Origin of the sequence: Streptomyces flaveus, assembly GCF_014647675.1 — a bacterium.
In the GTDB taxonomy this organism is placed as follows: Bacteria; Actinomycetota; Actinomycetes; order Streptomycetales; family Streptomycetaceae; genus Streptomyces; species Streptomyces flaveus.
Window position 1 is genome coordinate 1 of the sequence record NZ_BMPQ01000054.1, and the last position, 14078, is coordinate 14078.

At 69.9% G+C, this 14078-nt stretch carries 13 protein-coding genes; 3 read left to right on the forward strand and 10 right to left on the reverse strand.

Annotated elements, in window-relative coordinates:
- Positions 1–569 precede the first annotated feature (569 nt).
- A complete protein-coding gene (trpS, locus tag IEZ21_RS44905) occupies positions 570–1568 on the forward strand; it encodes a tryptophan--tRNA ligase (protein ID WP_189327584.1) in 999 nt (332 codons plus the stop codon).
- 39 nt (positions 1569–1607) lie between these two features.
- Here the strand turns inward: trpS and proC are convergent, their stop codons facing one another.
- The 6 genes from proC to IEZ21_RS44935 form a co-directional block, all read right to left on the reverse strand.
- Complete coding sequence (proC, locus tag IEZ21_RS44910) at positions 1608–2417, reverse strand: pyrroline-5-carboxylate reductase (RefSeq protein WP_033328348.1); 810 nt, start codon at positions 2415–2417, stop codon at positions 1608–1610.
- A 129-nt stretch (positions 2418–2546) separates the two neighbouring features.
- Positions 2547–3338, reverse strand: coding sequence for an ABC transporter permease (locus IEZ21_RS44915; RefSeq protein WP_189327585.1), 792 nt, complete (start codon positions 3336–3338; stop codon positions 2547–2549).
- A complete protein-coding gene (locus IEZ21_RS44920; RefSeq protein WP_189327586.1) occupies positions 3335–4135 on the reverse strand; it encodes an ABC transporter ATP-binding protein in 801 nt (266 codons plus the stop codon). The genes IEZ21_RS44915 and IEZ21_RS44920 overlap by 4 nt, the downstream gene beginning before the upstream one ends.
- A gap of 97 nt (positions 4136–4232) precedes the next feature.
- Positions 4233–5021, reverse strand: a complete 789-nt coding sequence (locus tag IEZ21_RS44925; RefSeq protein ID WP_189327587.1) for a class I SAM-dependent methyltransferase — start codon at positions 5019–5021, stop codon at positions 4233–4235.
- Positions 5022–5184: 163 nt separating this feature from the next.
- Positions 5185–5739, reverse strand: a complete 555-nt coding sequence (locus IEZ21_RS44930; protein WP_189327588.1) for an EamA/RhaT family transporter — start codon at positions 5737–5739, stop codon at positions 5185–5187.
- 43 nt (positions 5740–5782) lie between these two features.
- Entirely contained in the window at positions 5783–6094 is a 312-nt protein-coding gene (locus IEZ21_RS44935; protein ID WP_189327589.1) for an SH3 domain-containing protein, read from the reverse strand.
- 184 nt (positions 6095–6278) lie between these two features.
- Between IEZ21_RS44935 and IEZ21_RS44940 the strand changes: the two genes are divergently transcribed.
- Positions 6279–8480, forward strand: coding sequence for a protein kinase domain-containing protein (locus IEZ21_RS44940; RefSeq protein WP_189327590.1), 2202 nt, complete (start codon positions 6279–6281; stop codon positions 8478–8480).
- A gap of 64 nt (positions 8481–8544) precedes the next feature.
- On the opposite strand, the gene ilvD is transcribed toward IEZ21_RS44940, so the two are convergent.
- From ilvD to IEZ21_RS44960, 4 genes are all read right to left on the reverse strand, one after another.
- The gene (ilvD, locus tag IEZ21_RS44945; protein ID WP_189327591.1) at positions 8545–10398 is read right to left on the reverse strand and encodes a dihydroxy-acid dehydratase; all 1854 of its coding nucleotides are present in this window, start codon (positions 10396–10398) and stop codon (positions 8545–8547) included.
- A 135-nt stretch (positions 10399–10533) separates the two neighbouring features.
- A complete protein-coding gene (locus tag IEZ21_RS44950) occupies positions 10534–11148 on the reverse strand; it encodes a TetR/AcrR family transcriptional regulator (protein WP_189327592.1) in 615 nt (204 codons plus the stop codon).
- Positions 11145–11969 carry a sugar phosphate isomerase/epimerase family protein gene (locus IEZ21_RS44955; protein WP_033328339.1) on the reverse strand — a complete coding sequence of 275 codons (825 nt, stop codon included), beginning with the start codon at positions 11967–11969 and terminating at the stop codon, positions 11145–11147. The genes IEZ21_RS44950 and IEZ21_RS44955 overlap by 4 nt, the downstream gene beginning before the upstream one ends.
- A gap of 184 nt (positions 11970–12153) precedes the next feature.
- The gene (locus tag IEZ21_RS44960) at positions 12154–13086 is read right to left on the reverse strand and encodes a Ppx/GppA family phosphatase (RefSeq protein WP_033328338.1); all 933 of its coding nucleotides are present in this window, start codon (positions 13084–13086) and stop codon (positions 12154–12156) included.
- Positions 13087–13156: 70 nt separating this feature from the next.
- Between IEZ21_RS44960 and IEZ21_RS44965 the strand changes: the two genes are divergently transcribed.
- Positions 13157–14074: a DUF3109 family protein gene (locus tag IEZ21_RS44965; protein WP_033328356.1), complete on the forward strand. Its 918-nt coding sequence runs from the start codon at positions 13157–13159 to the stop codon at positions 14072–14074.
- Positions 14075–14078 lie beyond the last annotated feature (4 nt).

Below are 14078 nucleotides of genomic sequence, written 5' to 3' on the forward strand. Positions count from 1 at the left end.
ACGGACGCTTCCTTCGTACTCACCCGAGAGACTCTCTCGCGGCTTTCCTCCGGGCTCCCCTTCGGTCTTGCGTCTCCGACTCTACCAGACCCTTTCGAGCCCGATTCCCCGTCGAAAGTGGGCTGTCTTCACGGCTGTTCGGGCCGTTCCGACGAGTGAGACTTTAGCGGAATCTCCGGCCCCGAGCTAATCGGGGTCGCGCTCTTTCGAACGCGGATTCCTCATTTCGCAAACGCGCATGAAAACGAGCCGACGACGGATCGTCGATCGTTAGGTGCTTACTGCGGAATGGCCGTCCGGGGACTGACCGAAGTCAGCGCTCACGTCGGACAACTCGGAGAACAGTACGGAGCGGGTTCGGGCGTGTCAACTTGGCGGCGGAGAACACTCGGGAGAGGTAGCCTCAGGCGTATGACGACGCATGCGTGCACCCAGCTGTGGTGGGCCGCCTGAGGGCGGCCGTGCTCACGTATGTACTCAACGGCCGCCGCCTCGGCGGCCGTTCTCGTTTCTCCCTCCTGGAGAGCTCGGCCGACGGGCCGCGGCGGTCCTGATCAGGAGGTGGAGAGATGACGCGGATCTTCAGTGGAGTCAAGCCGACGGGGCATCTGACGCTGGGGAACTACTTGGGAGCCGTACGGCGTTGGGCCGATGTCGATCAGAACCGCGCCGATGCGCTGTTCTGTGTCGTCGACTTGCACGCGCTGACCGTGGAGCACGATCCCGGGCGGGTGCGCAGGCTCAGTCGACAAGCGGCCACGCTGTTGCTGGCCTCGGGGCTCGATCCCAAGCTGTGCACTGTCTTCGTACAGAGTCATGTGGATGAGCACGCGCGGCTGTCGTATCTGCTGGAGTGCGTCGCTTCGGACGGGGAGATGCGGCGGATGATCCAGTACAAGGAGAAGGCCGCGCGTGAGCGGACGCGGGGTGGGAGCGTACGGCTGTCGCTGCTGACGTATCCCGTACTGATGGCGGCGGACATCCTGGCGTACGGGACGGATGAGGTGCCGGTCGGGGACGACCAGACGCAGCATGTAGAGCTGGCGCGGGATCTGGCGGTGCGGTTCAACCAGCGGTACGGGCATACGTTCGTGGTGCCGCGGGCCACGCGTCCGGTGGTGGCGGCGCGGGTGATGAACCTGCAGGAGCCGACGTCGAAGATGGGGAAGTCCGAGGATGTCGGGCCGGGGATCGTCTATCTGCTCGATGAGCCGGAGGTGATCCGGAAGAAGATCATGCGGGCGGTGACCGACAGCGGGCAGGACGTCGTGTACGACCGGGAGGGGCGGCCCGGGGTCTCGAATCTGCTGGAAATCCTCGCGGCCTGTGAAGGTGGGAACCCCGAAGGCCTGGCCGGTGTATATGAGTCGTACGGATCTTTGAAGAAGGACACCGCCGAGGCCGTGGTCGAGCTCCTCAGGCCCGTACAGGAGAGGCACAGGGAGTTGTGCGCGGATCCTGCGTACGTGGAGGGGGTGTTGCGGGATGGTGCGGAGAAGGCCAGAGAGATGGCGAGGCCGTGGGTGGACGCGGCGTACCGGGCGATCGGGTTGCTGCCACCTGCTTGAAGAGCGCCGGGGCCGGGATCGGGCCCGGCCCCGGGTCTTCTAGCCGTTGCCGGATGCCAGCTCGCGGCCGCGGTCGCGGGCTGCCTCGATTGCGGCGATGAGGGCGGCTCGTACGCCGTGGTTCTCCAGTTCGCGGATCGCGTTGATCGTGGTGCCTGCGGGGGAGGTGACGTTCTCGCGGAGTTTCACGGGGTGTTCGCCGCTGTCGCGGAGCATCACGGCGGCGCCGATCGCGGACTGGACGATGAGGTCGTGTGCCTTTTCGCGGGGCAGGCCGAGGAGGATGCCCGCGTCGGTCATGGCCTCGACCAGGTAGAAGAAGTACGCCGGTCCCGAGCCGGAGAGGGCGGTGCAGGCGTCCTGCTGGGACTCGGGGACGCGGAGCGTCTTGCCGACGGCGCCGAAGATCTCCTCGGCGTGGGCAAGGTGCTCGGCGGTGGCGTGGCTGCCGGCGGAGATGACGGACATGGCCTCGTCGACGAGGGCGGGGGTGTTCGTCATGACGCGGACGACAGGGGTGTCCTGGGCGAGGCGCTCCTCGAAGAAGGAGGTGGGGATTCCCGCCGCACCGCTGATGACCAGGCGGTCGGCGGGGACGTGTGGGGCCAGTTCGACGAGGAGGGTGCCCATGTCCTGGGGCTTGACCGTGAGGATCAGGGTGTCGGCGGTCTTGGCTGCCTCGGGGTTGGTGACCGGGGTGACGCCGTAGCGGGTGCGGAGCTCTTCGGCTCGCTCCGGGCGGCGTGCGGTGACCAGGAGGTCGGCGGGGGACCAGCCGGCTCGGATCATTCCGCTGAGCAGGGCTTCGCCGATCTTGCCGGTGCCGAGCACTGCGACTTTCTGGGTCATGTTCGGTTGCCCTCCGGGCGGGGGTACGTCGTCCAGGGCCCATCCTCGCACCGGGGTCGCGGGGTGGACCGCCGTGTCCGCTGGGCGGGATGCGGGGCAACCCCGGGCCGGCGCCCTTGGGCCGGGGCGCTAGGCCGTGCGGCGGCGGAGGGTTGCGGCGCCGAGGGTGAGGACCAGGAGGGCGCAGGCGGCGACGATCAGGACGTCGCGGATGAAGTCGGCGGTGACGTCGGTGTGCATGAGGACTTCGTTCATGCCGTCGACGGCGTAGGACATGGGGAGGACGTTGGAGATGCCTTCGAGGACGGGGTGCATGTTGGGACGGGGAGTGAAGAGGCCGCAGAGCAGGAGCTGGGGGAAGATCACCGCCGGCATGAACTGCACGGCCTGGAATTCCGAGGACGCGAAGGCCGAGACGAAGAGGCCGAGGGCCGTGCCCAGTAGCGCGTCGAGGAGAGCCACGAGCAGGAGGAGCCAGGCCGAGCCCGTGACGTCGAGACCCAGGGCCCAGACGGCGAGACCGGTGGCGAGGGCGGACTGGACGATGGCGAGGGCGCCGAAGGCGAGGGCGTAGCCCGCGATGAGGTCGGCCTTGCCGAGGGGCATGGCGAGGAGACGTTCCAGGGTGCCGGAGGTGCGTTCGCGGAGGGTGGCGATGGAGGTCACCAGGAACATCGTGATCAGCGGGAAGATGCCGAGGAGGGAGGCGCCGATGTTGTCGAAGGTGCGCTGGCTGCCGTCGAAGACGTAGCGCAGCAGGAACAGCATCACGCACGGGATGAGGATCATCAGCGCGATGGTGCGCGGGTCGTGGCGGAGTTGGCGCAGGACCCGGGCCGCGGTGGCGATGGTGCGGGAGGCGTTCAGCGCGCTCGTCGGGGCGGGCGCCATCGTCGTGGACGTGCTCGTCGTCGTGCTCATCGCGTCGTCTCCTTCTTGCGGCCCGCCGCGACCGCCTCGTCCACCAGGTGCAGGAAGGCTGCCTCGACCGTCTCGGAGTCGGTGCGGTGGCGCAGGGCGTCGGGGGTGTCGTCGGCGAGGATCTCGCCCTCGCGCATGAGGAGGAGGCGGTGGCAGCGCTCGGCTTCGTCCATGACGTGGGAGGAGATCAGGAGGGTGGCGCCGCGCTCTGCGGCGATGGAGTGGAAGAGGTTCCACAGGTCACGGCGGAGTACGGGGTCCAGGCCGACCGTGGGCTCGTCGAGGACCAGGAGTTCGGGGGTGCCGAGGAGGGCCACGGCCAGGGAGACGCGGCTGCGCTGGCCGCCGGAGAGGTTGCCGGCCAGGGCGTCGGCGTGGCTGGTGAGGTCGACGTCGGCGATGGCGTGGGTGACGTTCGTGTGCCGTCGCTCGGCGGAGCCGCGGCCGGGGTCCAGGATCGCGGCGAAGTAGTCGAGGTTCTGGCGGATCGTCAGATCGTCGTAGACGGAGGGGGCTTGGGTGACGTAGCCGATGCGGGTGCGGAGGGTGGGGTGGCCGGCGGGGCGGTCGAGGACGTCGAGGGTGCCGGTGACCTTGGCCTGGGTGCCGACGATCGCGCGCATCAGGGTCGACTTGCCGCAGCCGGAGGGGCCGAGGAGGCCGGTGACCTGGCCGCGCGGGACGGTGAAGTCGAGGTCGCGGAGTACTTGGCGGATGCCGCGTACGACGTTCAGGGCCTCGGCTCGGACGGCGGGGTTGTCGGGAGGTTCGGATCGAACCGAAGAGTAATTCATCATGTGATGAATAATGCTCCGGTGAGGGTACGGCGTCAAGCGCCGAGGAGGCGTGAGGGGGCCGATGACGGTCGGTGGTCGTGGTGGGGCGAGGGGGTGTTCAGAAGGTGGTGGCGACCAGCAGCTCTACGTCGTAGACCTCCTGCACGATCCCGTCCGGGAAGACGGCCAGCAGGCGAACCCGCTCCTCGGTGAGGAAGGTGCGGCTGTACTCCTCGCCCCGGACCAGGAAGGCCGAGTGGCTGCCGATGTTGGCCAGTTGCGTGTCGACCGGGACGCGGCGGCTCCAGCGGACCCGGCGGTGCGCGAAGTCGAGGCGCCCGGAGGGGTCGGCCACGCCGGAGTCGCGCACGGCTTTCTTCCAACCGGCGGCGTCTACGTCGAAGTGCTGCTGGATCCGCAGCTGCTGCTCGCCGATCCACGGCACGTCGAGGGCGCTGGTGTTCCACCACAGGGCCAACGCGCCGCCGGGGCGCAGGACGCGCATGGCCTCCGGGACGGACTGGGCGGGGTCGGTCCAGTGCCAGGACTGGGCGTAGGTGAGGAAGTCGAGGGAGGCGTCGGTGAAGGGGAGAGTGTTGCCGTTGCCGCGGATGATCGGGACGTCGGGGAGGGCGTGGCGGAACTGGGCTGCCATGCCGTCGCCGGGCTCTACGGCGACGACGTCGGCGCCGCGGGCGTGCAGCAGGGCGGTCGCTATGCCGGTGCCGGCGCCGATGTCCGCGACGTGGGAGCCGGCAAGGGGGTGGCCTGCCAGGTCTTCGATCGCGTCGAAGAGGGCGGGCGGGTAGGAGGGGCGGTTGGCGGCGTACTGGGCCGCGGCGGCGTTGAAGGAGTGGGCTCGGGTGGCGTGGGGAGCAGGGGGCTGTGGCGGGGGTGTCGTGGCCATAGGGCCATGGTGGCCGGAGATAGGTGCAGCTGACAGTGAGATTCCGGTGAGAGTGAGAGGTGGAGGGACGGTGGCTGGTCAGCGAAAGCTGCGGGCTGTCCACAGCCCCGCGGCCCTGAAGGGGGCTGTACCGCGCCGGACTTCGGCGAGCCGGCGAACCTGCTCAGGAGCGGCGGCGTTTCTTCGGGTTGCCCGAGCGGCGCGTGGTGCGTTTCTCGTACTGCTTGCGGGCCGTCTCGTATTCCTCGCGGTGGAGTTTTTCGCCGGGGGCCTCGATGAGGGTGCGGAAGAAATAGGCGAGGAGGGAGCCGAGGAAGCCCACGGCCAGCAGGCCGCGGAGGGAGGCCTGGCGGTCGGGGTCGGGGCGGCGGGTGAAGCCGTCCCAGGTGTGACGGAAGGCCAGCGCGCTGCAGATCGTGAACATCACGACCATGAGGAGCGTGACGATGCCTCCGGTCTCGGAGATCCGCAGGCCCTCGTAGGTGAGGCGGAGGACCAGGCAGGCGGCGGCAGCCGCGGCCAGCGAGCCAGCGGCTGCGGCGACACGGCGGGCGGCGTAGCCGTGGTCGTGGTTCAGCCAGGTCGTGCCGAAGAAGCGGATGGGTTCGGGGCGGGGGCCGGTGGTGCCGGCCGTGGGGCCCGTGGATCCCGTGGTGGTGTCCGGGGAACCCTGGGAGCCCGCGGTGCTGGTGTCCGGGGTGCCGTTCTCTGCGCTCACGCGTCTGATTATGGCTCCGGAGCTGCCGCGGGCTCCGCCGGGTTCAGGAGCAGCGCGGTGCTACGTAGCCGTCGCTGCCGGTGTTCACGTACGTGTCCGAGATGTACTCGCCGCTGTCGATGTTGTCCCAGATGTTCGACGTGCCGTACGGGCCTGTGACCCGTGTGCCCGGCGTCTGGCAGTGGATGGGCACACGCGCCCCCTCCGGCAGGACCCGGACGATGCGGTAGCCGGTGCCGGGACCGCTGCGGACGTTGACCCGGTAGCCGGGCGCGACCGAGTAATAGCGCACCGCCGCGGTGACATCGCCCGTCTCGTCGCTGCCCGCCACCTCTTCAGCACGGTCAACTGACATGCAAAACCTCCCCCGTTGAGCCCCATGCCTGTCATGGGGTCCCGTTGATTCCCCTGAATCACGCTATGAAACATATGTGCACAACTCGCACGCGGAGACCAACAAGTCACCTCAGCCTCGTAAGACTCCATCGACTAGGCTCCGTGCTTCGCGCGCGCGGACGATCAGCACGGGGGTGTTTCCCATGGCGCCACAGCAGGACGCGGGAGCGGGCGCGGAAGCGGAACTTCCCGAGTACGCCGGTCACTACCGGCTGGAGTCCTGCCTGGGTTCGGGGGGCATGGGGGTCGTACATCTGGCCCGGAGTACTTCCGGGATGAAGGTCGCCGTGAAGGTGGTGCACGCGCGGTACGCCAAGGACCGCGAGTTCCGGGGGCGTTTCCGGCAGGAGGTGGCTGCGGCGCGCAAGGTCAGCGGCGCCTTCACCGCGCCGGTCGTCGATGCCGACCCCGAGGCCGAACGGCCCTGGATGGCCACGCTGTTCATCCCGGGCCCGACCCTGTCCGACGAGGTGAAGCGGAACGGGTCCATGCCTCCGGCGCAGTTGCGCCGTGTGATGGCCGGGCTCGCGGAGGCGCTGCGTGACATTCACCGTGTCGGGGTGGTGCACCGGGATCTGAAGCCGAGCAATGTGCTGCTCGCCGAGGACGGGCCGAAGGTCATCGACTTCGGTATCTCCCGGCCGAAGGACAGCGAACTGCGCACCGAGACCGGCAAGTTGATCGGTACGCCGCCCTTCATGGCGCCGGAGCAGTTCCGGCGGCCGCGCGAGGTCGGGCCTGCCGCCGACATCTTCGCGCTCGGGTCGGTGATGGTGCACGCGGCGACCGGGCGCGGGCCGTTCGACTCCGACAGCCCGTACATCGTCGCCTACCAGGTCGTGCACGACGAGCCGGATCTGGCCGACGTACCGGCGGAGCTCGCGCCGCTCGTGCTGCGCTGTCTGGCCAAGGAGCCCGAGGACCGGCCGACCCCCGACGAGTTGATGCGGGAACTGCGGTCGGTGTCGGCCTCGTACGACACGCAGGCGTTCATACCGGGACAGCGGACGGTGAGGGACGGGCCGGGACCGGCGGCCCTTCGTGAGGAACGTACGGAAGAGCCCGGCGAGCCCGCTGCGGAAGCGGTACGGATGGCAGCGGAGGCCGCCGCCCAAGAGCCCGTACGGCAGCCCGGAAAGCACCGGTTCAGACGTACCGCCCTCGCAGCCGGAGCCCTCGGCCTGACCGCGCTCGGCGCCCTGGCCGCCGTGACACTGGTCGACACCGGGGGCCCGGCACCGGCGCCGAAGAACAACGCCGCGCAGACCGCGCCGGCCGGGTTCAGCGCCTGGGAGGCGAACCCGGCCTCCGGCGACGGCGGCCAGGGAACCCAAGGCGCCCCCCAATGCTCGTACGGAGCAGGGAAGTTGCTGTGTGCGCAGACCGGGCAGGTCTTCGCTCTCGATCCGTCCGACGGACGCCGGCTGTGGCGGCATCCCGTCGCCGACACGATGCCGAGCGGGCCGCCGCTTCTGTCGGGCGGACTCGTGTGGCCCTCGCTGGACCTGGGGCGCCGTAGGGCGGCGCTCGACCCCGTCTCCGGCAAGGTCCGCAGGCAGCAGGACCTGCCCGCGCACAACGGCATCGCGAGCGCCGGGGGCATGCTGCTGCTCACGGGCGCCGACGGGACGGTCACCGGGGTGGACAGCGCCTCGGGCGACACGAAGTGGAGCCGGCCGGTTCCGGGGCAGGCCGCGCCGTACTTCACCACGTTCGCCGGGGGCCCCCTCGCCTACGCGACGAGCACGTCCGACGACGGGACGGACACGCACATCACGGCGGTGGATCCGCGGACGGGCGAGGTGCGGTGGGACGTGCGGCTGAAGGGGTCCCAGGAACTTCTCGGCACGGCGGACGGGTCCGTCTTCCTCGCCACCACCGATGCCGAGTACGGCGATACGAAGGCCGTCGTCCGCTACACCCCGGCCAGCGGGGCGACGCGGCGGGTGGACCTGCCCGTACCGCTCGAGCAGGCCCATGGCACCGTGCGCGGAGATGTCGTCCACCTCAGCGGTACCGGCGGAACGCTGGTCGCCGTCGACATGAAGGCGCGCCGGCAGCTGTGGCGGCTGGAAACGGGCGCCTCCCGCACCTCGGATCCGGTCGCCGACGACCGGCATGTGTACGTCAGCGCCCCTGACGGGCGGCTCCTCGCCGTCGACGCCCGCAGCGGCAAGCTCCTCGGCCAGACGCCCCCACGACTGGGCAAGCACTCCGACCGGGTCGCGGCCTCCCTCCCGGAGCCGGTGATCGCCGACGGCCGTGTGTTCGCCGGCGCGCCCGACGGTTCCGTGTTCGCCGTCGACGGACGCGACCCGTCGGTCTGGTCGCACGCGGCCCGGTAGCAAGCGGAAGGACCGCCCCCGACGAACAGGAGGCGGTCCTCACCGAAGCTCACTCACCAAGGGCTCAGCCCAGCATGGACACGTCCCGCACGGCACCCTTGTCCGCGCTCGTCGCCATCGCCGCGTACGCCTTCAGGGCCGCCGAGACCTTTCGGGTGCGGTTCTTCGGGGCGTACGTCCCGTTCAGGGCCGTACGGCGGGTGGCCAGCTCCTCTTCGGAGACCAGCAGGTCGATCGTGCGGTTCGGGATGTCGATGCGGATGCGGTCGCCGTCCTGGACCAGGGCGATGGTGCCGCCGGACGCCGCCTCCGGGGAGGCGTGGCCGATCGACAGGCCCGAGGTGCCGCCGGAGAAGCGGCCGTCGGTGATGAGGGCGCAGGCCTTGCCGAGGCCGCGGCCCTTCAGGTACGAGGTCGGGTACAGCATCTCCTGCATACCGGGGCCGCCCTTGGGGCCCTCGTAGCGGATGACGATGACGTCGCCCTCGGTGATCTGCTTGGCGAGGATCTTCTCGACGGCCTCCTCCTGCGACTCGCAGACCACTGCCGGGCCCTCGAAGGTCCAGATCGACGCGTCGACGCCGGCCGTCTTCACGACGCAGCCGTCCACGGCGAGGTTGCCCTTGAGGACGGCCAGGCCGCCGTCCTTCGAGTACGCGTGGGCGACATCGCGGATGCAGCCGTTCGCCGCGTCCGTGTCGAGCTCCTCCCAGCGCTCGGACTGGGAGAAGGCCTCGGCGGAACGCTTGCAGCCGGGGGCCGCGTGCCACAGCTCCATGGCCTCCTCCGAGGCCGAGCCGCTGCGGATGTCCCAGGCGTCCAGCCACTCCTTGATGGAGGGGCTGTGGACGGTGTGGACGTCCTCGTTCAGCAGGCCGCCGCGGTAGAGCTCGCCGAGGATCGCGGGGATGCCGCCGGCGCGGTGCACGTCCTCCATGTAGTACGTCCGCGTCGCCGCGACGTTGGGCGCGACCTTCGCGAGGCAGGGGACGCGGCGGGAGACGGCGTCGATGTCGTTCAGGTCGTAGCCGGCCTCGGCCTCCTGGGCGGCGGCCAGCAGGTGCAGGATCGTGTTGGTGGAGCCGCCCATGGCGATGTCGAGGGCCATGGCGTTCTCGAAGGCCGCGTGGGTGGCGATGGCGCGCGGGAGGACGGAGGCGTCGTCCTCGTCGTAGTAGCGCTTGGTCAGCTCGACGACGGTGGCGCCGGCCCGCTCGTACAGCTCCTTGCGGGCCGTGTGCGTGGCCAGGACCGAGCCGTTGCCGGGGAGGGACAGGCCGATGGCCTCGGTCAGGCAGTTCATGGAGTTGGCGGTGAACATGCCGGAGCAGGAACCGCAGGTCGGACAGGCGTTCTCCTCGATACGGAGGATGTCTTCGTCCGAGACCTTGTCGTTGACCGCGTCGGAGATCGCGTCGATGAGGTCGAGCGTACGGACCGTGCCGTCGACCAGCGTCGCGCGGCCGGACTCCATGGGGCCGCCGGAGACGAAGACCGTCGGGATGTTCAGGCGCAGCGCCGCCATGAGCATGCCCGGGGTGATCTTGTCGCAGTTGGAGATGCAGATCAGGGCGTCGGCGCAGTGGGCTTCCACCATGTACTCGACGCTGTCCGCGATCAGGTCGCGGGACGGCAGGGAGTACAGCATGCCGCCGTGGCCCATCGCGATGCCGTCGTCGACGGCGATCGTGTTGAACTCGCGCGGGATGCCGCCGGCGGCCGTGATGGCCTCGCTCACGATCCGGCCGACCGGCTGGAGGTGGGTGTGGCCGGGCACGAACTCGGTGAAGGAGTTGGCGACCGCGATGATGGGCTTCCGGCCGATGTCCGCGCCCGGTACACCGGAGGCGCGCATAAGGGCGCGGGCGCCCGCCATATTGCGGCCGTGGGTGACTGTGCGGGACCTCAGCTCGGGCATCGTCGCTCGCTCCTTCGGAGAGTTCTGGCAGGTTTCGAGCGTACGCCGGTGCTCCGCGTTCCCGACGGCTCGTCCGGGATACGGGATGTGTGTCTCGGTCGGCGGCCGTGACAAAGACTCGTCAGGACCCCTCGTTCAGGGCCCCGTCAGATGCCCCTGAACCACCGGCGCGACACGCGCGATGATCTCCTCCGGGTCCGCGGACGCCAGCGGCTCCACCTTGATCACGTACCGCAGCAGCGCGATCCCGACGAGCTGGGCGGCCGCGAGCTCGGCGCGCAGCTCCGCGTCCGGGAGATCGAGCTGCCTGGCGACGCGGCGCAGCACCTGGGCGGAGATGAGGCGGCGGAAGACGGAGGCCGCGGCCTCGTTGTTCATGGCGGAGCGAACGATCGCGAGCAGTGGCGTACGCGTCGCCGGGTTCTCCCAGACCCCGAAGAAGAAGCGGGCCAGTCGCTCGCCGACGCCGTCGAGGGGGCCCTCGGCAATCGAGCCGGGGGCGTTCAGGACGGGTCCGAAGGCGACCTCGATGGACGCCTCGAAGACCTGCTCCTTGGTGCCGAAGTAGTGATGCACCAGCGCCGAGTCGACCCCGGCCGTCTTGGCGATGCCGCGTACGGACGTCTTGTCATAGCCGCGCTCAGAGAACTCCTCACGGGCCGCCGCCAGGATGCGGTCACGTGTCGCGGGGGCGTCCGCCGACTGCGTACGGGAGGGCCGTCCGCGGCGTCGGGGGGCCGTGTCGGTCATGAGCCGGCGACCCGCAGCGCCGAGGCGAGGTGGAGCCGGGTGAAGGCCAGGGCCTCGGCGAGGTCGGCCTCACGTTCGGCGCTGGACATGGCGCGGCGAGTGTTGACCTCGATGACGACATGGCCGTCGAAGCCGCTCAGGGCGAGCCGCTCCAGGAGCTCGGCGCAGGGCTGGTCGCCGCGCCCCGGGACGAGGTGCTCGTCCTTCGCCGAACCCCGGCCGTCGGCGAGGTGGACGTGGCCGAGGCGGTCGCCCATCCGGTCGAGCAACTGCATGGTGTCGGCGCGGGCCGTGGAGGCGTGGCTCAGGTCGATCGTGAAGTGGCGGTAGTCGTCCTTCGTCACGTCCCAGTCGGGGGCGTACGCGAGCATCTCGCGGTCGCGGTAGCGCCAGGGGTACATGTTCTCGACGGCGAACCGTACGTCCGTCTCGTTGGCCATCCGCCAGATCCCGGTGACGAAGTCGCGGGCGTACTGGCGCTGCCAGCGGAACGGCGGATGCACGACGACCGTGGAGGCGCCGAGCTTCTCGGCGGCGGACCGGGCGCGCTGGAGCTTGACCCAGGGGTCGGTGGACCAGACGCGCTGGGTGATGAGCAGGCAGGGGGCGTGGACGGCCAGGACCGGGATCTGGTGGTAGTCGCTGAGCCTGCGCAGCGCCTCGATGTCCTGGCTGACCGGGTCGGTCCACACCATGACTTCGACCCCGTCGTACCCGAGGCGCGCGGCGATCTCGAAGGCTGTCGCTGTCGACTCCGGATAGACAGAGGCCGTCGACAGCGCGACCTTCGCATCCGGGATGCGGACCACTGGTTCTGCCACGAGGGACAGAGTACGGGGTGCCTCCGGCGGTTGTGCGGGGGCGGCTCGCCTTGGCCGAAGGGTGCCGTTGCTTGTCGTACGGTTCGCCTAATCGCCGTTGCTGGATTCGCCGTGGGCGGGTGCGGGTTGTGTGTGGCTTGTCGCGCAGTTCCCCGCGCCCCTGGCAGGGCTGCGCCCGCCCCCCTTACGCCGAAGCCATGTGATCCAGGCGCCGGAGGATTACGCCCTCCCTCAGTGCCCAGGGGCAGATCTCCAGCGTCTCCACGCCGAACAAGTCCATCGCGGCCTCTGCCACCAGGGCGCCTGCCGGGAGTTGACCTGCTCGGCCCTCGGAGACGCCTGGGAGTTCGGCGCGTTGGTCTGTGGTCATGGTGGCCAGCTGGGGGACCCAGTCCTCCAGGGACCTGCGTTTGAGTTCGCGTTGTACGTAGAGGCCCTCTGCCGAGCGGGCGGCTCCCGCGATGCGGGCGAGCTGGCGGAACGTCTTGGAGGTGGCGACCACGTGGTCGGGGGCCCCGAAGCGGCTGAACTCGCCGACCGTACGGGCGATCTGGGCGCGTACATGCCGACGCAGTGCCTTGACGTCCGCGGGGTCCGGTGGGTCGCCGGGCAGCCAGGCGGCCGTCAGGCGGCCCGCGCCGAGCGGCAGTGACACTGCCGCGTCGGGTTCCTCGTCGATGCCGTACGCGATCTCCAGGGAGCCGCCGCCGATGTCGATGACCAGCAGCTTTCCGGCCGACCAGCCGAACCAGCGGCGGGCGGCGAGGAAGGTGAGCCGGGCCTCCTCCGCGCCGGTGAGGACCTGGAGTTCGACGCCCGTCTCGGTGCGCACCCGCTCCAGTACGTCGTCGGCGTTGGTCGCCTCGCGCACGGCGGAGGTCGCGAACGTCAGGAGGTCCTCGACGCCCTTGTCCTCGGCCGCGTCGAGCGCCTCCCGGACGACGGAGATCAGTTTGTCGACGCCCTCGGGGCCGATCGACCCGTTCTCGTCGAGGAGTTGGGCGAGCCGCAGCTCCGCCTTGTGCGAATGCGCGGGCAACGGGCGCGCGCCAGGGTGTGCATCCACCACCAGCAGATGCACCGTGTTCGAACCCACGTCGAGGACACCGAGTCTCATGTACGCACGCTACTGCGAGCGGGCCCCCTGCTGGTCCCCGAAGTGGTTCCCGGCGACTTACCCTGGACGCGTGCCAAAGACGAAAAAGGCGAAGACCGACAAATCGGCAGGCTCGGCCACATCAGCCAAGGGTTCTTCGCAGGCGAAGGCGCCCGGCAAGACCAAGAAGCCCCCGAAACAGGCTCCGAAGAACTCATCCAAGAACTTCCCGAAGAAGGCCGCTGTCCCGGCGTCCGAACCGGACGAGAAGGGGCTCGACTTCGCGCGCGCGTGGGTGGAGTTCCCGGATCCGGCCGACGACGAGCAGGTGTTCCGCTGCGATCTGACCTGGCTGACCTCACGCTGGAACTGCATCTTCGGCAGCGGCTGCCAGGGCATCCAGGCGGGTCGCGCGGACGACGGGTGCTGCTCGCTCGGTGCCCATTTCTCGGACGAGGACGACGAGAAGCGCGTAGCAGGGCATGTGGCGAGGCTCACGCCGGAGATCTGGCAGAACCACGACGTCGGCATGGAGACCGGCTGGGTCTCGAAGGACGAGGAGGGCTCCCGGCAGACCCGGCCGTACCAGGGCTCGTGCATCTTCCAGAATCGCCCCGGCTTCGAGGCAGGCGCGGGCTGCTCGCTGCACATCCTGGCTCTCAAGGAGGGCCGCGAGCCCCTGGAGACCAAGCCGGACGTCTGCTGGCAGCTGCCCGTGCGACGGACGTACGACTGGATCGACCGGCCCGACGACACGCGCGTACTCCAGATCTCGATCGGCGAGTACGACCGCCGCGGCTGGGGTCCGGGCGGCCACGACCTGCACTGGTGGTGCACGTCGGCGACCTCCGCGCACGGCTCGGGCGAACCGGTGTACGTCACGTACCGGCCCGAGCTCATCGAGATGATGGGCAAGGCCGCGTACGACCGGCTGGTGGAGCTGTGCGAGGAGCGGTTGGCGTCCCAGCTGCCGCTGGTGGCACCGCATCCGGCGGATCCGGTCGGCTGACGGG